Genomic DNA, 20,228 nt, shown 5'->3' on the forward strand with positions numbered 1-20,228 from the left:
ATCTCCTGACCTTGTTTTTTGAAGTATTAGAGATTACCCCTTTGGCCTATTTTCGCAACTTTCTACCCAAAATTTGGATCTACTGAGCCTGAGGTGCAGTATGGTTACCGCACCTTTTGTGGAGATACTGTAAACAGGCCGCGCTGTTTTCCTCAAATTTGGGTTTCCTGAGACTGCTTCTGCCGCTGCCAACGTGCAATGATGATGGGCCCAAACAGGGGAATACCAAATACCCAGGGCACGGTTAAGGTGTGCATCACGGGCCAGTAGGGCGAGACATTTGCCAGGTTGAGCTTGTCCCAGGGCAGGTCGCGCAGCCACCAGCGCCAGACCACAAAGTAGTTGATGATGGATAACTCGGCGGTGAGGCTAAAGAGAACGGCGCGCCAGAAGGTGGCCGGGGTCAGGTGCAGCGCGGCCAGGGGGATCAACCACATGGGATACCATATCCTGAAGGTGCTGCCCAGAATCAATTGGCTGAAATAAGCCAAAAATCCGGCGGTCACCAAATCCAGTTTTTTGCGCCACAGTTCCACCAGCAGCCATAAATAAAACAGAATAAAGATATATTGGGCCGTGGTGCGCGGCAGCGTTTCGGCCACGTCCCAGGGAATCACTTCGCGCAGCACCATGCGCAGGCCGGAGGCAACGGCAAAACCGCGCCGGGTGGTCAGCATCGCCCCCAGCCCGGGCGGCGTATCGGCAGAAAGAGGCATAAAACCAAGCTGCGTGGTCAGCCACAGCCAGGCGGCGGTCAATGTTTCCGACGCAGATAGAACAAAGTCAAGCCACCGGGTCAGCGCATTCCACACATCCTGGAAAATTTGCGGCAGCGGCCCCATCACAGCATAAATCAGATAAACAGTGACCAGGCCGATGAGAGCCGCGCCGGCCCCTTTGAGCAGACGTTGTTGCCAGGTGGATTCGTGGCGCAGGAGGACCACGGCAAAAAGGGGCACCATCAACAGCGCCGGAATCTTGGCAATCGCGGCCAGGGTGAGGGCCAGCACCGCGGCCCACCAGACTCTGCGCTGCCAGAAAACAAGGCCCAAAACCATAAAGGCCATAAAGAGCATATCGTTGTGGCCGTTGCCCGGCCCCTGCATTAAAATGAGGGGATTCCAGGCAAAAAAGGTGAGGGCCGTGAGGGAACTGCCTTTTTGGGGCGCGGCATACCAGCCCAACAAAACGGCGCAGGCCAGGTAACACAACCACACCACCAATTTAAGGCTGATGCTGCCGGAAACCATGCCGGTTGCGTCGAATAAGCGGAGCGGAATCTGGGCCATAATTTCCCACAGCGCCCCGTAGCCGGAAACCCAATGGCCAAACTCCCCGGCAAAAGGCAAGTAGGGGTCGTTGGGAAAGGTGTTAGGGGGAACCAACATGGGGCTGGCCCCATGAATGGCCCAGAGACGCGCGCGCAGCACGTAACGGAACAGGTCGTTGGCCGTGATCGGATAGAGCCAGACCAGGGTGAAGCCGAAAAGCAGGCCAAAGGCCAAGATGAGCAGCTTAAGCATGGCTTCGGCCTGAGCCGGGAAACGTGAGGGGTATGGCGTCGTCTCTATCACCGGCTGGCTCGCCCTTGACCCTTGACCCTTGATACTTGACACTATCCGCATTGCTTGCCAGAAGAGATAGTAGAGCAGCAAAAGACCAACCAGGTAAATGGGGGCAAACCAGCGGTAGTCGTGCATTAAAATTTCCAGGTCAGCCGCCGGGCCGCCCTTTTGCGTGTTGGAGATAAGGGGAAAAGCCACAATGTAAACAACGTAAATAAATTGCATGCTCAAGCCGATGAGGATGAGTTTGGCCAGGGCCGGTAGAGAAGAGCGAGCAGGAAGGAGAGGTTCAGCGGTTATTGATTTTTGGGCGTCTTTGGCGGCGGTGAAGCTCATGGCACTCTCTTTGCAAAATTTAGGTAAGGCTTTCCACCCCATTGTAATCCAGCTTGGGGGCGAGGGCAAAAAATGGTGAATTTATCCGGCTGACAATCTGCCGGAGAGAATCTGTCTTAAAATTCTCGGCCAGACCGCCGGGTGGGTGCGTCCCAAATTTTGACGGTAGGGACAGGACATTGTTCTGTCCCTACCCTCTTGCCTAAAAATTGGGACAGATCCCCGCCAGGTGACTGACTTGTAGATTTATCTAAAAAGACTACAATAGTTCATTATGCGTAATTAGCATGTCATTTCGACCAACGGGAGAAATCTCTGAGGAGATCGGTTCAGTTTCAATATGATGGGGCAAAACTATTGACTGAGGCAATACCCATTTCTACTGAGCATAAGAGCAGCAATTCTCAAATCCACATTGTCGGGCACCAGTGGGCCGTTGATTTGTTAAAACGGCAGGTCACCACGGGCCGAACGCCCCAGGCGCTGCTGTTGACCGGCCCCCGCAGCATAGGCAAAAGCACGGTGGCTCGTTTTTTTGCCCAATACCTCAATTGCCTGGCCAATGCCAAACCTTGCGGGGTGTGTTTATCTTGCCGCAAAGTGGTTAGCGGCAACCATCCCGACGTGCGGATTTGGGATGGCGATGAAGAAACCATCAAGATTGACCAGATCAGGGAACTCCAGCGGGAGTTGTCGTTATCTCCCTACGAAGGCCAATACCGGGCGGTGTTGTTCTGTAACTTTGAACGGGCCACGCCCAGCGCGGCCAACGCCCTGCTCAAAACATTAGAAGAGCCAAATCCGCAGGTGGTGTTGATGCTCACCGCCACGGACCCCGGCGCCTTATTGCCCACCATTGTGTCGCGCTGCCAAATATTGGCCCTCCGCGTCCTGCCCACCCCGGAAGTAGCCACGGCGCTGCAAACTTTCTGGCAGGCCTCACCCGATCAGGCGGAGTTGCTGGCCCAATTGGCGGCGGGCCGGTTGGGTTGGGCAGTGCGGGCGCTGGCCGATGAAAAACTATTGGCCCGTCGAGAGCAGTATTTGCAGGACCTGTTGAACCTGGGGTCAATGAGTCGCGGAGAGCGGTTAGCCTATGCCAATGATCTCAGCCAAGACCCGGCCATGCTCCAAGAAACGCTGCGCTCGTGGCTAACTATCTGGCGTGATTTACTATTAATCCAAAGCGGCAGCAAAACCAGAATCCTCAACCTGGACTGGCAAGATACCTTGCAAAACCTGGCCGGCCAGAGTAACCCGGCCCAAACCAAAGAGATGGTGGTTAAGCTGCGTACCGCGCTGGCAAATTTGGACCATAACGTTAATCCCAGGCTAAACCTGGAAACCGTTCTGCTAAAAATGCCGTTTAGATGAAAATCCAAAGGTCTTAAAGACCTTTAGGGGTTTGGTTGGCCGGAAAGGAAACCTATGCCAAACGTTGTTGGAGTTAGATTTAGACCCACTACCAAAATATATTATTTTGACCCCGGTGAATATACAGACCTGGCCATTGATGACCGGGTGATTGTGGAAACCTCGCGCGGCACAGAGATGGGCCTGATTATTTTGCCGCCGCAGCGCGTTTCTAAAGATGAACTAAAAGGTAGCCTGAAACAAGTGGTGCGCAAAGCAACGCCGGTAGATTTAGTTGAGGCTGAAAAGTATAGAGCCAAAGAGCCTGAAGCTTTGGAAAAATGTAAAGCTCTGGCCAAAGAAATGAAACTGCCCATCAAGGTGCTGGAAGCCGACTACAATTTTGACGGCTCCCGCCTGGTTTTATCATTTTTTTCTGAGCAGCGCGTGGATTTTAGAGACCTGGCCAAAGAGTTGGGCCGTTCTTTGCGCACGCGCATAGAAATGAAGCAAATTGGGGCGCGCGACGAGACCAAAATTTTAAACGGTCATGGCCGCTGTGGGCGCAGATTGTGCTGCTCCAGTTGGTTGACAGATTTTCACCCGGTCTCCATTCGGATGGCCAAAAGGCAGAGCCTGCCCCTGGCCCCCTCAGAAATATCTGGCATCTGCGGCCGGTTGTTGTGCTGCCTGGCTTACGAAGACGATTTTTATGCCGAAATAACGCAGCAACTGCCCCGCGTCAACAGCCGGGTTAAAACCCAACAAGGCGTGCTGGCCAAAGTCCGTGGGGTGAATGTGCTCAAAGAAACGCTTCTGTTGGAAGTTGAAGCAGAAGACGGGGAGACTTATATCGAGGTAGCTGCCAGCGAAGTGGAGCCGGTGGCCAGCAAGCCGGCCCCCCAAAAAACCAGGCGCAAACAGCGATAGTTATCGGCTGTTACTATTTACCCCGGGCGGATGACGGTAAGGTTTTTGACCCGCCTTGTGTTTCCATCTCGCTCAAGGTGCGGGCTACTTCCTCTATCGCCAGGCGTTGTTTGCGGTACAAATCGGCCTCGCTCATGGCCAAACGTTGGGCAATATCGCGGACGCGCATCCCCTGCACAAATTTCAAATCCAGGATATTATACATCAACCATTCGGCGGCCGTCATGCGGCGTTCGCCGGAAGGACGCTGCTGCTCAATGGCCTGGGCCAGCACTGCCCGCAGGGCCTGCACCGGATTGCTGTTGTTTTCGGCCAAAGCCTCTTGCACCACGCGCAGTTCCAGAAGGGGGCTGCGCGTTAATTTTGGCCCGCCCCAATAGTGGTTCAGGGCATCGCGCACCATTTGGGGAAATTCTTGTTGGTGAACCGGGCTTTCGGCGAGCAGGGGCAAACTGGGCGAGCCGGTATAACGCACGGTGCTGCGCAAACGCTGCACCCGTTCAATTTCAGGGATAATGTTCTTTAAGGCCACAAAAACTTCTTGCTGCAAGCGCCGGTCTTCCAGGGCCAGTTCGGCCTGTTCTATTAATAGATTCGCTATTTTCTCCTCATCGGCGTTTAAATCATAATTTTGCGCGCGCGCTTCCAGCCCCAACAGGCCCAGGTAATGGTCGCGGGCTTGATTTTGTAAAATAACAAACCAGAAATTATTTTGAACAATAAAACGGTAGCCATTGCTGCCGTTTTTTTGTTCTATCAGTTTGGGCACATCAATATCGGCCAGGGCTGTTTCAATAATTTTGGCCGAACCAATTTGCGTTTCCAGGCGCGGCCCCTGGCGGGCGGCCAGGTTGTAGATAAAGCCGGTGCGGACTCTGAGGATTTCACACAGGTTGGTGAGGATGTTTTCCAGGGCTTGCTGCAAGTCGGTGGTGGTTAACAGGCGGCGGTCAAGCTCGCTGATCCAGGCAACCTCTACCCGGTCCCGGTAAAAAATGAAGCCGTCAATAATCGGTTTGACCATGTTGATAAAAAGCTGCCACAGCACAATCACGGCCACAATAGAGGTTACCAGAATCATTTCTCGGGGAATGCCTAACAGGCGTTGCTGTTTGGGCAGCACCAGAAAAACAAGAATGACCAACGTGGCCAACACGGTGCCCCGCAATAAAAAATGAAACAAGTTGTGCTTGAGCACCCGGTCGGGCGAAAACGCGCCAAAGAACATAACGCTGTAAGCCATTACAATAATCATCATGGCAATGCCCAGGTTAACCAGAAACAGGACAACCAACAGGATAGAAACAGGCATCAGGGAAGTAGTATTGGCAATCAACATGTAGGGGTAAACCCCCAGCGCCGGCGCAACAAAAGAAATAGCCAAGTAGGTCATCCGGCGGCGGGCGCCGGGGGTCAAACAACGCCACCGCGCCTGCGAGATTTTGTAGGCGCCCCAAAAGAGAGTGGTGTAAAAGTAGATAGTGAATACCCAGAAAAAGGGGCCAGCCCTGAATTGGGTGAGGCCGGGAACGTAAAAAGGATTGCGCACCAGAAACTCTGTTTGAATAGCCAGCAGCAAAACCAAAAACCCAAAGAAGTAGGCAATAAAAACCGCAAAACGCCGGCGGCGAGAAGGCGCATTGGTCATCCGCAGCAGGGCATCGGAGAAGTGCAAATAAGCCGCCGGGGTAAAGGCAATGCCAATCCATTGAAATTTGAGCCAGTTGGGCACACTCTGCGCGTCGTCTACCAAAAAAATAGCTACGTCGCCCACATAGGTAAAACACACGCAGGCCAGCAGCGCCGCAAAACTCCGGCCAATTGAGCTACCCAAGTTGTAGATAATCACGTAGGAGAAAAGAGAAAAAGCCAAAATAACAATGGCCGAGGAGAGAATTGTATTTAACCAGATAAAAAAATCCGTAGCCTTAAAAACCGATATTTCCATAATCAGGTGGAACGAGAGAAGAAGAGGGCAATATCGCCGCTGGGATAATAACGCTCGTTATAACCGCAAAATTGAAAGCCGTGTTTTTGAGCAAAAGAGATAGCCGGATGATTTTTTGTTTGCACTTCCAACATCAGCCGTTGCAGCTTCTGCTCTATGGCCCAGCGATTGGCCGCTTCCAGCAGCATGGCGGCAAAACCCTGCCGGCGATGAGGGGGCGCAATCACCAGGTTAAAAATCCACAGCACGTTTTGCCAGGGTTGGGCCTGGGCGTCTACAAAGCCCACGGTTTCTTCTTTTAAATTGCGAACCGTTAAAAAACACCCCTCTTGCTGCCAGTGCGCAATGAGTTCATCTGGAGAGCGGGGATATTCAACGCGCATGGGCCGGGGCAGGCGGATTGTGTCAAAATGGATATCAATGGTCCGGCCATCGCCCCTGGTGCGCATTTGCCACACGTAATCGGTGGTGTAAGACATATTCATCTGGCAGCAAAGATTAACGTCGGCCAATTCGGCCGGATAAATTTGCATCAAACGGTTTCCTGACCCTTTTCTATCGGATTGTAGCATTGGGGCGGGGAATAAGCAAGCATTTAGGTATCCTATCCTATTTAAGTGGGGGGCCATATGTGTTATAATGTAACATACTAGGCGTGCCTTAACGGACAAACCGGGCGCTAAAAGCAATTGGCCTTTAACAATTCAATGCAAAAAATTTCCCAAATAAAGGCAAATGCTTGGGAAATTTACTTATTCAGGAAATCTCTGTTTAAGAGGGCCGACTTTTGACCAGTCCGTTGCGGTATGGTTAGAGACGGCCTTTTTTGTTGAGGCGTTATCTAAAAACAACAACCCGGAGGGGAAATTATATGGCGAACAATTATATAAACCTACGTATCCTTAAACCACTGGTGGCTATTTTCCTGGGGCTGCTGGTGCTGATTGGCACAATCAGTTTTGTGGGGGCGCAATACCCCTCAGAAATTACCATGAACCGGGAACCGGTTGAAGTGGTGGCGGGGCACGTGATCCATATTGATTGGACCATCAGTTTCACCAATACGCCTGTCACCTACTCCTTCTCTATCTACGACCCGGTTGAGGAAGTTGTTTTTTTCACCACCTTCCCGGCAGCGGGCCAGGCCAGCCCCATTTACGGGGAATTTAATTGGCCGGTGCCGCCGGCGGCTATCCCTGGCCCTTATCTGGCCGAAATTCTTTTTTATACCCAACAAATATCAAACCCTTTTGACTCGCGAGCCGCCATTACTTTTCTAGTTATTGAACCCACCCCTACCCCCACCCCTACCCCATCGCCCACGCCCACACCTACCCCCAGCCCTACGCCCGCCGAACCTTGCCTGGGGAACATTGCCGCCTACAAATGTGAAGATAAAAACGCCAACGGCGTCTGCCGCGAGCCGCACATTGACCGCCCTCTGCCGGGCGTGGAAGTGTGTCTTGACCCCGCTCCTGACGGCCAGCCGGCCTGCCAAACAACCGGCGCCGACGGCTATGCCCGGTGGCAAAATCTCTCTTGCGGCTCATATAACGTTAGCGAGCATCTCACCGGCCCCTTCCGGGGATATTATCCCACTGCGCCAATGAGCCGGCAGGTTGAGGTTGAGCGGGGCCAGTCTGTGGAGGTTACTTTTTCTAACGTTTTCCCCCTTATTCCCAGCGGCATTGCCGTTAACCCGGCCAATGATAAGGTTTACGCCGCCTTTCAAAATATCAAAGAACTGGATGGCACCCGGCCTTATGCCTTTATGGCCGTGATTGACAGCCAGGCCGACCGGGTTATAGCCACCATCCCCGATGTTGGCCGGGAACCGGCCGGCGTGGCCGTGGCCAACAATAAGGTTTACATGGCCGCTTACCGCGATGGCGTGGTTACGGTGGTAGACAGCCAGACCGACCAGGTGATCAAAAAAATTGACGGTTTTGTTCACCCCACCCAATTGGCGGCTGACCCCGGCCACAATTTGCTTTACGTGGTCGACCCGGGCGACGGCCGGGTGCGGGTGATTGATACAACCAGCGACTCAGTGGTGGGGCAATTCACCGTTAACGGAGCAAATGCTTCTGATCCTTACGATGTGGCTTTTGGCCAGGAGTTTGCCTACACTACCCTGCGTAAGGCTCCGGCGGGCAACCCCTTCCAGTTAAAAACCGCCCAACACCCCGATCAACTTGTCTCTATCCCTCTGGTTTACCAAGATCAAACCGGCAGCCCCCACGCCATTGCCGTGCGGACGGATGGCGCAAACACTTATCTTTATATAACCTACGCCAAAGAGTTCCGTAACGCCCAACCTCCCGCTGAATGGCCGCCGGATAACCCCACCCAACCAACCAACAATCCGGTCAATCCCACCCACCTGATGGTGGTGGAAGTGCCAAATGGCAACCCGGCGGCGGCGCGTCGCCTGGCTGCGGACGTGGCACTGGGCGACTTTGCCGAAACCGGCCTCACTTTTAACCCCAACACCAACCACCTGCTGGGCACCTATGGCGGCGGCTTTTACGAAAAGGCTTATCCCGACCGGCTGGCCTGCGCCCTCATTCCCAAGGTTCGGGAGGAGAGTGGCAGCGCTTATGTGCTTGGCGCGGCAGACCCCCAGAACCCGTATCTGACCAACAAGCCAACGCCCGGTTTACGCGTGGGCAACAGCACCGCCCCCATGACGGGCGATTTTTGGTGGCGCAATCCCATTGATATTGCCGTTAATCCCAACAATAACAAAGTTTATGTCACCGATCGCTGCTGGCACGATTATGACGCTCAATACGATAACCTGTTCCCGGATCACGAAATATGGCACGATGGCGGCGGCGCGGTTTTTGTTTTTAACGATAATCATAATCCTCATCCGCCCACCCCTACCCCCACCCCGGAGCCTGGGCAGGCATCTATTTTGGGCCAGGTTAAATTGCAAGGACGCGCCAACAGCCAGGGCGCCAGCGTAACCGTGAAGAATGGAGAACAAATTACGGTTTCGGTTGAGGCCAATGGACGCTTTAAGATTGACAATGCCCCAACCAATGCCGCTCTCTCGGTTACGGCCGATGCGCCTATTTACCTGCCGGCTGTCTGTACCGGGCTGGCCGCAACCAGCCCGGAAACAGACCTGGGCAGCGTTACCCTGCTGGCCGGTGATTTTAATGACGATGGGGATGTGGATATTTTGGACCTGGTGACCGTGGGCAGCAGCTTTGGCCAAACCGGCCTCAACCTGCCCACCGACGTGAACCGGGATGGGGTGGTTGATATTTATGACCTGATTATGGTCAGCAAGAATTTTGGCAAAACAACCCAAACCTGGCCCTGTTTTTAGGGTTAAGGGTTATTGGCCAAAAAACCGGCCACCACCTGCTGCATGTCAATCAAGTCAAAGGTGCCGTCAATCACAATAAATCGGTTTTGGTGAATAAAAGTGGCGGAGCTTAGGTTGGTTTCGTCACTGTACTCAATAAGATAAACTGGCTTGTTGTTGACCAGGCGGATATCGTTGGCAAAATACCCCTGCGCTTTCACCCAATCGGCCACGCTTTCATCAGGAGCAAGGCTCTGGGTGATAGAAACGTAAGCTTCGGGGCCGGCTCCGGCGTATTCCAGGGCAATAACCGGCTCCCCGGCGGGGGCGTAATCCGGCTCGTATTCCCCCAAATCGGCGCCGGTATAACTGATAACGTGGCTAAAAGTGTAACCGGCCGGCAAGTAACCGGGATAAAGGGGAGTGAAAGGCGCGTCTGCCGGCCGGATGATGGTTCCCCCGCCCAACGGGGAAAGCGAGTCATCCTGGTAAGTTGGCGGAAGGTAGGGGCCGGGATCATCAGGCACCGGGGGCGCATTGACCGGGGACCCCATGGCTGCATCGGCCAGGGCCAGGGTGTAGTTATAATAACCACATTCTTCCTCCGCCCCAACCGGGGTGATATTGACAATTACCAAATAAAGCCTATCGAACTTGGTTGGATCAACGGCAGTTGGGCCGGGGTTGGCCAGGGGGATTACCGTGGACTGATCGGCAGCCAGGCCCACCAGTTGCGCGGCCCACTGTCCGGCCGGCGAACCACGAAAGTCAACCAGAATGGGAATTTTGCTCTTGAGCCTCACGTAATCCGCCCCAAATTGTTGGACCCCATCTTTGGGAATGAACGTATCCACTTCGCCGGGGTCAACTCGCACCGTGCCCTCCACATAAGGCCGCAAATAATCGCTGCCCTGGGCGTAACAGTAGGGTGTGTTGGTGGGACAGTTGGATTTGGTTAAATTGGCAATAGAAAAATTAACCAGCGTCTCGGCCAGGGTGGTGCCTTGTTCCGCCAGCGTGGCCTGCAGGGCCTGTAGTCCGTCCAGGGTAGCCATGTGTTCCCAAAGTTGCCGGATGGTTGGCGGGCCGCCATAGTGCTCAGAAATGTACCGCAGCAATATCCAGCCGCCGTACCAGCGCACGTCATACTCATCGCGCCCCACGCTCAAGGGGCATAAATCCGGGGCATCCATAAAATCAAGCAAATAGCTTTTGGCATCGCCAATATTGGGGTACACTTCGTCTTCTATCCATACGGCGCTGGCTTCGTAGAGCCATTCGTAAGGGTCGCTGTCGTCATAAGCGGCCTGGATAGCGTGGTGCAATTCGTGGGCTACGGTGGTGCGCATGGCGTCCAGGGGCGATAGCTCCTCGCCCAGGTCATCAAGATGATAGTCATTATCAAGGCTGAGATAACCATAGGCGGCGTGGTTTTCCCTGGCAAAGGTGTTGGGATTATCGCCAACGTGGCCGCCGGCGGTTTCGACATAACCATACAGGTCGTCTTGATTTTGCAAATAAACGTCAAAGCGAAGGTCGCTCCCCTCCCCCCGGTCCGGCAGGGGCGGACGCCAGCCCAAACGTTCCACTTCATGCTGCCACGAAAAGGCCAATGCTTCGGCCACGGCATCCACGTAATCGGGCAAGCCGTTGCCGTCCTCGTCTGTGGCAGAAATGGCGTCTGCACCGTTGAGGGTATAATGAATGAGAAAATGCTCGGTGGCGTGCAGCAGGGTGGTTCCGCTCAAGGCCGGGCGGGGTTGAGTTTTGGCCCGTTTGTGCACAGGGCCGGTTGGCGGGGGAGGAGTGAAGGAAAGCAGAGAAAGGGTTAAGGTTAAAAGTAAGATAAGGCTTATTTTAGCAATGTTATTCATAGGAATTCATTGAGCAGATTGTGTTTCGTCTTCATTGTTCTCCGACTGCCCTAAATACACGTATTCGTCGTCAAACTGCCACCTGGGGATAGCTTCTAATTCTACTTCCACCCGGGGCCGGGTAGGGGCCATGCGTTTGACCAGGTGGATGTCTACCACCCGGTTGTCGTTGATGCCCAGGCCTTCCAGGATAGCGTCCTGGGTGATTTTCAGGCCGCCGTCCAAATCGCGGCGGAGGGGAGTCTCAAAGTAAAAATCAAAGAATAAACCCACCCAGCCCTGTTGGAGCATTTCTATAAAATTATCGGTGATCACCTCATCCACGCGCAGGCGGTGCAGTTTCCGCCGCACGTTTCGTTTAAAGGCCACGTGCGCTTTGGAAAGCACCCGCCGCTTGCCCACCTGGGTGTATTGGTCGTTCACGCTGGGGGGCAGGGGCAGGGTAAAACGCACCCTTTGAATGTCGCTCATTGTGTCTCCGGTTTTTACGGGTCAAAGTCAGTGACGATTATTCCAAAAACTTCCAAACATCGGCGAACAAAAAATGATCGAAAGTTTTGATATGGTCCCTCTTCTATAATCGAGTCTGTGATATTATACGATAAGATAAGGATTTAAGAAAGAACAAATTTTTCAGGGGATCATGTTTCAAGTTTGCCGGCGGCGAGACCAGCCGCCCAACAACTTTTTTCCCTGATTTGCGTATCAATATTAGCTACGCTGATTATCCTTAAGATATTGTAGCCCGCTTATTTGTTAGTACCAACTGCCTGCTAACATGCCGGGTTCTGGGAAAAATCGGCCCACAAGCTAAAACACGCCCCTTTAATTTTGGAAATTTGAAGCAATCGTGTGTATAATGATAAACGTGATCAAGCTGGCGTAACCGCCAGGGATGTGATACAATCAAACAATCCACAAAGATTATATTTAAGGAGGCCCCCCCTTTATGGCACAGTCATTATTCCAAAAAGTGCAAACCCTGATCTCGGCAAATTTACACGCAATGGTAGATAGCGCGCTCGACGCCAATTCAGTGGCCGTGTTGGATGAATATATTCGCCAGGCCGAAAACAATCTGGATGACCTGGAAGACGCCCTGGTCACAGTGAAGGGCCAAGTTAAAACCCTGAAACGCAAATACGAAGCTTTTCAGGCCGAAGCCGAGGCCCTGGACGCCGATATTGACCGCTTGCTCAAGTTAGGCAAAGACGACCTGGCCGTGGCCGCGCAGAGCCAATACAACTCTAAAGCCGACCTGGCCGAAGAGTATCGCCAGCAGTATCAGCGGCAAAAGGTTGAGGCCGACAAGCTGGCCGACGCCCGGCTCAAGCTGGAAGCCCGGCTGCGCACCATCAAACAGGAGCGCGAGCACGTATTGGGCTTGCTGGAATTGGCCAAAACCAAGGAAATCGCGGCCAAGAGCATGAAATCGTTGGATGCCCTGGAAGGCGTGGGCGATTCCGACATCGCCCGCGTGGCCGACAAAATCCGCGCCCGCCTGGACCGGGCCGACGCCGAAGTGGAAATGCGAGCCGACCGCCTGAGCAGTCGCATGGATGACGTGCTGCAAAAGGACAGGCTGGAAGGCCAATTGGCCGAACGCCGCCGCCGTTTGCAATTGGCGGAAATGGAAGAAGAGGCCGCCGAAGAAGAAGCGGCGACAACCAGCACCAGTGAGACCTAAAAAGTTGCAATAAAAATTACCGGCCAAACGTCTCCCCAAATTTTACCTACGCAGGCCTATTGTCCGGCCTGCCTGAAGGAAAATAACTGATGCCTTCAGAAATGAGAAAAGATTTAGAAAAACGAGCCAGAGACGCCATTCTCAAAAACATTATAGAGAATTATAAAAAACAGCGGCAGAATTGGCTCAACGAACCGGCTATCAAAAAAGCTGTTTGGAGCTACGCTTTTTTCCGCACTTCCAATGCGGTTTTAATTGCCGCCATTATTCTGCTGGCCGGCTGTTTGGGCCTGTTCCTTTTTCCGTTGTTGGGCCTGGTCGGCTTAGGTTGGCTGGCGGTGGGCGGCCTGGCCGGCCTGCTGCTGTTAGTGGTGGCAGAAGCGATCTTCCTCTATACCGCCGTCAGAGATGAAAAAGCCCACGCCCAGGCTGTGGCCGAGATTTTTGAATCGCGGGTGAGTTTTGACCCAAAGACCATCAGAGATAAAAACCTGCGGGTAAAAGTAGATCAGGCGCTTGAATATTGGTCGCTCATTGACGATACGGTGAAGAATGAAGTGGCCCAGGGCGTGCTGCAAGACCGCTTGCTGCAAACCACCAAGGAAGTGACCCACTGGCTTCAGGCCGTGTATAACCTGGCCGAACGGGTTGATAAATTTCGCCTGAACAAAGTGATTGAGCAGGACTTACAAAGTGTCCCCGAAACCATTGGCCGGTACGAGCAGAAATTGGTCAAAGAAAAAAATCCAGACGTGCGCCGCCAGTTGGAACGCACCATTGCCGACCGGAAACGCCAGCTCCAAACCCTGGAAAGTTTGCAGGGCAATATGGACAAAGCCACCTACCAATTGGATAGCACCATCTCGGCGTTGGGCACCATTTACTCGCAATTGCTGTTGGTTGACACCAAAGACGAGGCAGGCGGCAGAATCAATCGCCTGCAAGAAGAAATTTCAGAACAAGTCTACCAGCTTGAGGACCTGGCCGAAGCAATGGATGAGGTGTACGAAGGTTCGGCCTGAAGAATTAAAAGCTGAAAACCGCAAAGACAGGTATACCCTGGCATTGCTCAGCAGCAATGCCATTGTTTTTATTTTTGACTTATTTTTTGCCCGGTGTTATAATTTTGAACAAATGTTCTATCAAGAAATAGGATAGCTTTATGCCTGACAAACTAACCCTGGCGGCTATTTTTGCTCATCCCGACGACGAAGCCTTTGGCGTCGGCGGCACTTTAAGCAAATACGCCCACGAAGGTGTGGATGTTCACCTGATCACGGCTACGTTGGGCGAAGCGGGTGAGGTGGCTAATCCTGATTTTACCTTTACCCAACCCTTGAGCGTGGTACGCGAGTTTGAACTTCGCTGCGCCTGCAAACATTACGGCGTCAAAGAGCTGCACCTGCTGGGCTACATTGATGGGCAAACCACCGTTGTGCCCCAGGGAGCGGCTGTTTACAAAATTGTCAAACTGCTGCGCCAACTCAAGCCCCAGGTGGTCATTTCGTTTGGCCCAGACGGCGTTTACGGCCATTACGACCATCTGGCCGTGCATCGTTGGGCCACCGCCGCGGTGCAATTGGCGGGCCAGGCCGACTGCTGGCCGGAAGCCGGTTCCCGGCACGCCGTCGCCAAATTTTATCATCGCGCTCTTCCCGCAGACCAGGTGGCCCAGATGGAAAAAATAATGGGCCGTAACTATGTGCCGATGGACGGCGTGCCGTTCCCCTTTGTGGGCTATCCCATGGCGCAGATTACCACGGTGATTGACGCCCGCGATTATGCCGGAACCAAACTGAAGGGCATTCGCTGCCATGCCAGCCAACTGGCCCCGGAAAATCCTTATCAGCAAGATTTTGACGTGACCGCCAACCCCTTGTTTTGGCAAGAAACATTTATCCTGGCCCACTGCCGGCCCGACATCCGGTCGAACCTTCCCCCCGAGCGCAAAGAGGATGACCTGTTTGCCGGCTTAAGATAAAGGCTCAGGATTTATGGCGTCCCTGGCAATGCGGTACTGGGTGCTGAAGGTTTTATTTACCCGCCGAGTATAATAGGGCGTACAGGAAGGAGGTTAAGGCGGGTTTGACCAGCCTTTGTTAAAGGTAACGGCTCCCTGTTCCAAGAATTGTCTAATGTTAATAAATGGCCCCAGGTCTTTACAAAACTGTGAAGATGGGGTATAATAACGGGCGAATTATAAGAGGTTGATATCAAACAACTGAGGCCCGGGCAAGGTCTCTGTTTTTTTTTAGCAATTTTCCCCGGTTGTGATTTTAGCCGGGGAATTAGAAATGAGGAACAGCACAAATGACTGACAAACCAGTTTACCTGACTTTAGAGGGTAAAGAAAAATTAGAAGAGGAACTAGAATACCTGGTCAATGTTCGTCGCAAAGAAGTGGCTGCTGAAATTCAAGCGGCCAAGGAGGAGGGCGACATCACGGAAAATTCCGCCTACGATGAAGCCAAATTAACGCAAGGTTTTGTCGAAGGCCGGATCCAAACTATCGAAGCCCAACTGCGTAATGCCCAAATCATTGACGGCAATGGCAAATCTGACCACATAGACGTAGGCAGCACCGTGACCGTGGCCGAAGATGGAATGGGAGAGGAAACCTACTACATCGTTGGGTCGGCTGAAGCCGACCCGGTGAACGGCCGGATCTCCAACGAGTCTCCTATTGGCAAAGCCCTGTTGGGCGCCAAGGTTGGCGATACTGTTATGGCGGAGACTCCCGGCGGCGCAATTATGTTCAAGGTAATTAAGATCGAATAGCTTGCGCCAAATGCCATCAACGTGCATAATACGCGGGGTCTGTAAAGACCCCGCTTTTAATTTGTTTTTGGAGCAGATCGCTTATGGAACAAGACTTGAGCTACTTTACCAACTTTGGCGAGCAAATTGAACAACGCCTGAACAAGTTAACCAACTTTACCGGGCGGGGACAATTACCCTACCCGCCCCGGGTTACCCGCCGGCACACTGCCGCCGAGGCAGTGCAGCTGTATGAAGCCGCCGAGGTCGCCTTACCCGCCAATAGCGAAGAAAAACCCCAAATTACTGTAGCCGTGGCCGGCCGGCTGGTGGCCGTGCGCAATATGGGTAAGAGTACGTTTGCCCATATTCAAGACGGCAGCGGCCGCCTGCAATTGTATTTTAGAAAAGACGACCTGGGGGAAGAGGCTTACCAGCAGTTTGTTAAAGATTTTGACCTGGGCGACTTTGTGGCCGCGCAGGGGTATCTCTTCCGCACCCGTACCGGCGAAGTCACCGCCCACGTAACCGCTTACCAACTGGCCGCCAAAACCTTGCACCCCCTGCCGGAAAAATGGCACGGCCTGAAGGATGTTGAAATTCGTTACCGTCAGCGTTATCTTGATTTGATTGCCAACCCGGAAGTGCGAGACATCTTTATCAAACGCACCAAAATTGTTACCGCCATGCGTAAATTTATGGATGGGGAGGGTTTTTTGGAAGTTGAAACGCCCGCGCTACAACCCCTCTACGGGGGGGCCATAGCCCGGCCCTTCACCACGTATCACAACGCCCTGGATATGGAGCTTTACCTGCGCATTTCCGACGAGCTTTATCTCAAACGGTTGATTGTGGGCGGTTTTGATAAAGTTTACGAGATCTGCAAAGATTTTCGCAACGAGGGTATCAGCACCAAACACAACCCGGAATTTACCATGCTGGAGTGCTACTGGGCCTACGCCGACTACCAGGACATGATGCGCCTGACCGAAAATATGATAGCCTTTGTGGCTCAAGAAGTTTTGGGCGGCATGCAGGTGATGTTCAACGGCCGGCAGGTTGACCTGACCCCCCCCTGGCCGCGCCTGAACCTGGCGGAAAGCATTAAAGACCAGACGGGCATTGATATTTTTGACACCTATGGCGACCTTCAAGCTTTGTGGAAAGTATGCCAATCGCGGGGGCTGGAAGTATCGCCGCAGCCCACCTGGGGCAAGCTGGTGGAAGAACTATTAGGCGAGTACGTTGAGCCGACCATTGTCAACCCTGTTTTTATTCACACTTACCCGTTTGACATCTCCCCCCTGGCCAAACAGAATCCGGACGACCCCCGGGTAGTAGAGCGTTTTGAAGCCTTTGTGGCCGGGATGGAACTTGGCAACGCCTACTCCGAGCTAAACGACCCCCTCACCCAGCGCCAGCGCTTTTTGGAGCAGCAGCTTGGCGGCGACGAGGAAGCCCACCTGGTGGATGACGACTACGTGATCGCCCTGATGCAGGGCATGCCTCCCACCGGCGGCCTGGGCATTGGCGTGGACCGGGTGGTCATGCTGCTCACCGATCAACAATCCATCCGCGAGGTGATTTTGTTCCCGCACATGCGGGCGCGGGAATGAGATTGCATTGGGATTTCTTTCTTCAAAGACATGAGGGCCAATCTCATTATGATGAGTTTGGTCCTCTATATTCAAAAAACTCTCCTCTGTTTTGATAACAAACTATTGGTTAGTTCAGATAAAGCTTTCGCCTAATTGTCCCTGTTTGTCACTACCAACGCACTTATTACTCGTTGATAAAAACGTTGCTCTGGCAATAATTGTGTATTGGCTCAGTTTTGCAAAGGACGCAATATAAAGCCTCAACCCCAGTAAACCTATTTGATTTCCAACTCAGAATATCTTTACGATTTAAGGTTCACTTTAAGATTAAGGGCAGAAAAACAATGTTTTCTTGGCCGGCAATATTGTTTTCTGCTTCAATCAATATCTCAGCAAGCGTCGTGCCGTGAATGATGGCTACATCTGTGTCGCGCGTAATGGCTTGCCCTTCAGCAGGCGCGACAACTATGTAGAGTTTTTGCCCCTCCTGATGCCAGTTCAAAAAGCCACCGGACAAAACTATATTTCCCTCTACTTCAGTTACGGCCGCCCCTGCCGGGAGGGCTAACCGTGCCCCCACAGCATAGACTGGCTCATCAACCGCCTCGAGGTGGAGGAGAACTTCATCGTCATTTGCGGGAACGAGTTTGAGACTGGCCGTACTATGAGTTGCCGCCAGACGACTGAAATCCTGAGAGGTTAATTTACCGCTGCGCATGGGGGGATTGGTGGTGGTCATATTGGGTTGGTCTTGATTGCCGGCCAGGATCACCAGGTCCTGAATATTTGTCAACCCATCATCGTTAAGGTCAAAGTCGGGATCGTCCACCGGATAAATTGCCGCGGCCATGAGATACCAGTCGTACAGGTCTACATCCTGATCCTGATTAATATCACCGGCCCATAAGCCAATTTGGGGGATGGTTGTGGTGAGTGAAGCGGCGACGGTAATGGTTCGATTGGCTTGCACAAAGAGCGAGTGGCTGGCTTGTAAGGAATAGGTATCCGCGTAGATGTTGTCGAGGGCAAAGTAACCTGTTGAATCAGTGGTGGTGGTGTAGGTTTCGTGATATCCTCTCAGCACAATCTGGGTGTTAGTGAAGTGCCCGCTATGGCGCCAATCAAGATAGATGTTTCCCTGCACATTGCCTCGCGGCCAATGACACAAAGATAGGCCCCATTCGTGGAGTGTGGAATGAGTTGGGCGCTGCCATTTGAGAGTTGGTGATCGGCAAAGAAGAGGGTGGTACATCCTTCATTTCGAGCCACAAAAGGCAAGGTAACGACCACGCCTGTCCCGCTCACGGCTGGGGTTGAAACGAGGTCGGTCAGGAGAAAGCCCCAACCTTCACCAGTGGGGATGATAGAAGTCATACTACTCCCTGGGAACAGATCCCCCAAGATAGGCGAGACACTGGTGGCCGGAGATAATACTTGGGTATCGGTCACTTTGAGACTGAATTGCACGCCGCGCAGGTCATGAGTGCTATGCACATTGTTGAGCCTAACGGGAATGTAAACCAGGTCATCTACGAACGTTGCAGCCGGTGGGATTACGGCCAACATAGGTGCAATCAAATTCATACCCAGCGGATTCTCATACGCCCCCATATCTGGATTGGAACCAGCCGGGTTGGGACGTGGATTGCCTTCGATATCGGTATTCGGCGCATTATCAGGTGTGCCTGCGCCAATGCAAGGACTGTTGGAACTGAGATGGTAATCGCCACTGCCTACGAATAAAGGGTCGGTATCTATGTTCCCAACTCCCCAATATACTGACCCCTTGTTATTGGTGATAATTTCAGATGCTTTGACATCCGAGTATTCGATCGTGACGTCCATGCCAGCCCAGTCCAAATCGTAACAGATCTGTTCTGGCGAGTTATGCCAGACAATGGAGTTTGTCAGATGAGGGTGACTGGCAAATGACACGTTGAGTCCCCCGCCACAGCCGGATGTTGAGTTGTCAGCAATGGTGACGTTCATCAAGTTTGGGTTGCTGTTGTCAAGATGCATTCCGCCACCTTTACTACCCGCAAAATTATCTATGAGCAATACGTTTTTCAGCTCGGCATCCGCCTGCCAAAACTGCATTCCGCCACCGGCGATATGAGCCGAATTACCGGATGCAATCACATTTTCAATGTTTGGACTGCCTCCAGACCACCTGATCCCACCGCCGCCGTTGGCTACGTTGTTCATAAGGGTCAGGTTACGCAGGTTTGACGACGACCATGCCAGATAGATACCTCCTCCTTCGCCACCTGCTTCATTCCCAATGATCCTTAGATTCGTTAGACTTGGACTCGAACTCAGACAAATAATCCCTCCACCGTGTTCAGACCCTTGAACATATCCATTTGTAATTGTGAAGCCACCTAATATTGCCGTGGAATCTTCTCCGTTCTCAAAGGTCACGACACGACCATCCCGATTACCGTCAATCACAGTCTGAGAAATATACGCCTCATTGCCGGTGGGGTGAAACAACGAGGTCACAGTAATGTTTTTGCCATTGAAGTTGATGTTTTCCATGTATGTGCCGGGATGCACCAACACCGTATCGCTATCGCTGGCTATGTCAATCCCGTGTTGAATGGTCGCAAAAGGATTATTCTCGGACCCATCCCCGGTTACATCTGAGCCGGTTGTGGCAATGTGCCAGATATTAAAGCGCATCGGAGCATTTTGGGCTTGGACTGTGATGAGGGGCTGCATGCCGCTCAACCCCAGCAGAGTTAATAAGGTGATAATCATCAGCAAAGTAAATACTGGGCGTTCGCTTAAATTTTTTCTAAAAAGTGAAATTTTATTGCACCTTTCACCGAAAAATTTTGGATGAAACCTTCATTTTATTG

At 52.7% G+C, this 20,228-nt stretch carries 15 protein-coding genes; 8 read left to right on the top strand and 7 right to left on the bottom strand.

Translation table 11 applies throughout. The annotated features are described in order from the left end of the window. Positions 1-152: 152 nt before the first annotated feature. On the bottom strand, positions 153-1,901 hold the full coding sequence (locus tag JW953_22160; GenBank protein MBN1995409.1) for a hypothetical protein: 1,749 nt from the start codon (positions 1,899-1,901) through the stop codon (positions 153-155). Between the two features lie 357 nt (positions 1,902-2,258). On the opposite strand from JW953_22160, the gene holB reads away from it, so the two are divergent. Both holB and JW953_22170 read left to right on the top strand, forming a co-directional pair. Then, positions 2,259-3,275: a DNA polymerase III subunit delta' gene (gene holB / locus JW953_22165; protein ID MBN1995410.1), complete on the top strand. Its 1,017-nt coding sequence runs from the start codon at positions 2,259-2,261 to the stop codon at positions 3,273-3,275. 54 nt (positions 3,276-3,329) lie between these two features. After that, a complete protein-coding gene (locus tag JW953_22170; protein ID MBN1995411.1) occupies positions 3,330-4,184 on the top strand; it encodes a stage 0 sporulation family protein in 855 nt (284 codons plus the stop codon). A 13-nt stretch (positions 4,185-4,197) separates the two neighbouring features. Here the strand turns inward: JW953_22170 and JW953_22175 are convergent, their stop codons facing one another. Both JW953_22175 and JW953_22180 read right to left on the bottom strand, forming a co-directional pair. Beyond that, positions 4,198-6,132: a hypothetical protein gene (locus JW953_22175; GenBank protein MBN1995412.1), complete on the bottom strand. Its 1,935-nt coding sequence runs from the start codon at positions 6,130-6,132 to the stop codon at positions 4,198-4,200. 2 nt (positions 6,133-6,134) lie between these two features. Continuing rightward, positions 6,135-6,665 (bottom strand): GNAT family N-acetyltransferase, encoded by a 531-nt coding sequence (locus JW953_22180; GenBank protein MBN1995413.1) that lies wholly within the window; start codon positions 6,663-6,665, stop codon positions 6,135-6,137. Positions 6,666-7,003: 338 nt separating this feature from the next. Here JW953_22180 and JW953_22185 point away from each other — a divergent pair, with 338 nt between their 5' ends. Beyond that, positions 7,004-9,472, top strand: coding sequence for a hypothetical protein (locus JW953_22185; GenBank protein MBN1995414.1), 2,469 nt, complete (start codon positions 7,004-7,006; stop codon positions 9,470-9,472). A gap of 2 nt (positions 9,473-9,474) precedes the next feature. Here JW953_22185 and JW953_22190 read toward each other — a convergent pair whose 3' ends face one another. Next, positions 9,475-11,325, bottom strand: coding sequence for a hypothetical protein (locus JW953_22190; protein MBN1995415.1), 1,851 nt, complete (start codon positions 11,323-11,325; stop codon positions 9,475-9,477). A gap of 6 nt (positions 11,326-11,331) precedes the next feature. Continuing rightward, positions 11,332-11,796 (bottom strand): RusA family crossover junction endodeoxyribonuclease, encoded by a 465-nt coding sequence (locus JW953_22195; protein MBN1995416.1) that lies wholly within the window; start codon positions 11,794-11,796, stop codon positions 11,332-11,334. A gap of 478 nt (positions 11,797-12,274) precedes the next feature. Between JW953_22195 and JW953_22200 the strand changes: the two genes are divergently transcribed. From JW953_22200 to lysS, 5 genes are all read left to right on the top strand, one after another. Beyond that, entirely contained in the window at positions 12,275-13,012 is a 738-nt protein-coding gene (locus JW953_22200; GenBank protein MBN1995417.1) for a PspA/IM30 family protein, read from the top strand. An 89-nt stretch (positions 13,013-13,101) separates the two neighbouring features. Continuing rightward, entirely contained in the window at positions 13,102-14,034 is a 933-nt protein-coding gene (locus JW953_22205) for a hypothetical protein (GenBank protein MBN1995418.1), read from the top strand. Between the two features lie 140 nt (positions 14,035-14,174). Beyond that, positions 14,175-14,993 (top strand): PIG-L family deacetylase, encoded by an 819-nt coding sequence (locus JW953_22210; protein ID MBN1995419.1) that lies wholly within the window; start codon positions 14,175-14,177, stop codon positions 14,991-14,993. Between the two features lie 329 nt (positions 14,994-15,322). Then, the gene (greA, locus tag JW953_22215) at positions 15,323-15,790 is read left to right on the top strand and encodes a transcription elongation factor GreA (GenBank protein MBN1995420.1); all 468 of its coding nucleotides are present in this window, start codon (positions 15,323-15,325) and stop codon (positions 15,788-15,790) included. A gap of 83 nt (positions 15,791-15,873) precedes the next feature. Then, on the top strand, positions 15,874-17,385 hold the full coding sequence (gene lysS, locus JW953_22220; protein MBN1995421.1) for a lysine--tRNA ligase: 1,512 nt from the start codon (positions 15,874-15,876) through the stop codon (positions 17,383-17,385). Positions 17,386-17,683: 298 nt separating this feature from the next. On the opposite strand, the gene JW953_22225 is transcribed toward lysS, so the two are convergent. Together JW953_22225 and JW953_22230 are read right to left on the bottom strand one after the other, a co-directional pair. Further along, a complete protein-coding gene (locus JW953_22225; protein MBN1995422.1) occupies positions 17,684-18,511 on the bottom strand; it encodes a carboxypeptidase regulatory-like domain-containing protein in 828 nt (275 codons plus the stop codon). Next, entirely contained in the window at positions 18,445-20,127 is a 1,683-nt protein-coding gene (locus JW953_22230; protein ID MBN1995423.1) for a DUF1565 domain-containing protein, read from the bottom strand. The genes JW953_22225 and JW953_22230 overlap by 67 nt, the downstream gene beginning before the upstream one ends. Positions 20,128-20,228: the final 101 nt, after the last annotated feature.

This window comes from Anaerolineae bacterium (assembly GCA_016931895.1).
Lineage (GTDB): Bacteria > Chloroflexota > Anaerolineae > 4572-78 > J111 > JAFGNV01.

Excerpts from the sequence above, each read along its gene's own strand:
- JW953_22160 (MBN1995409.1), bottom strand. The coding sequence starts at position 1,901 with ATGAGCTTCACCGCCGCCAAAGACGCCCAAAAATCAATAACCGCTGAA.
- JW953_22170 (MBN1995411.1), top strand. The coding sequence starts at position 3,330 with ATGCCAAACGTTGTTGGAGTTAGATTTAGACCCACTACCAAAATATAT.
- JW953_22175 (MBN1995412.1), bottom strand. The coding sequence starts at position 6,132 with ATGGAAATATCGGTTTTTAAGGCTACGGATTTTTTTATCTGGTTAAAT.
- JW953_22180 (MBN1995413.1), bottom strand. The coding sequence starts at position 6,665 with ATGCAAATTTATCCGGCCGAATTGGCCGACGTTAATCTTTGCTGCCAG.
- JW953_22185 (MBN1995414.1), top strand. The coding sequence starts at position 7,004 with ATGGCGAACAATTATATAAACCTACGTATCCTTAAACCACTGGTGGCT.
- JW953_22190 (MBN1995415.1), bottom strand. The coding sequence starts at position 11,325 with ATGAATAACATTGCTAAAATAAGCCTTATCTTACTTTTAACCTTAACC.
- JW953_22195 (MBN1995416.1), bottom strand. The coding sequence starts at position 11,796 with ATGAGCGACATTCAAAGGGTGCGTTTTACCCTGCCCCTGCCCCCCAGC.
- JW953_22200 (MBN1995417.1), top strand. The coding sequence starts at position 12,275 with ATGGCACAGTCATTATTCCAAAAAGTGCAAACCCTGATCTCGGCAAAT.
- JW953_22205 (MBN1995418.1), top strand. The coding sequence starts at position 13,102 with ATGCCTTCAGAAATGAGAAAAGATTTAGAAAAACGAGCCAGAGACGCC.
- JW953_22210 (MBN1995419.1), top strand. The coding sequence starts at position 14,175 with ATGCCTGACAAACTAACCCTGGCGGCTATTTTTGCTCATCCCGACGAC.
- greA (MBN1995420.1), top strand. The coding sequence starts at position 15,323 with ATGACTGACAAACCAGTTTACCTGACTTTAGAGGGTAAAGAAAAATTA.
- lysS (MBN1995421.1), top strand. The coding sequence starts at position 15,874 with ATGGAACAAGACTTGAGCTACTTTACCAACTTTGGCGAGCAAATTGAA.
- JW953_22230 (MBN1995423.1), bottom strand. The coding sequence starts at position 20,127 with ATGATTATCACCTTATTAACTCTGCTGGGGTTGAGCGGCATGCAGCCC.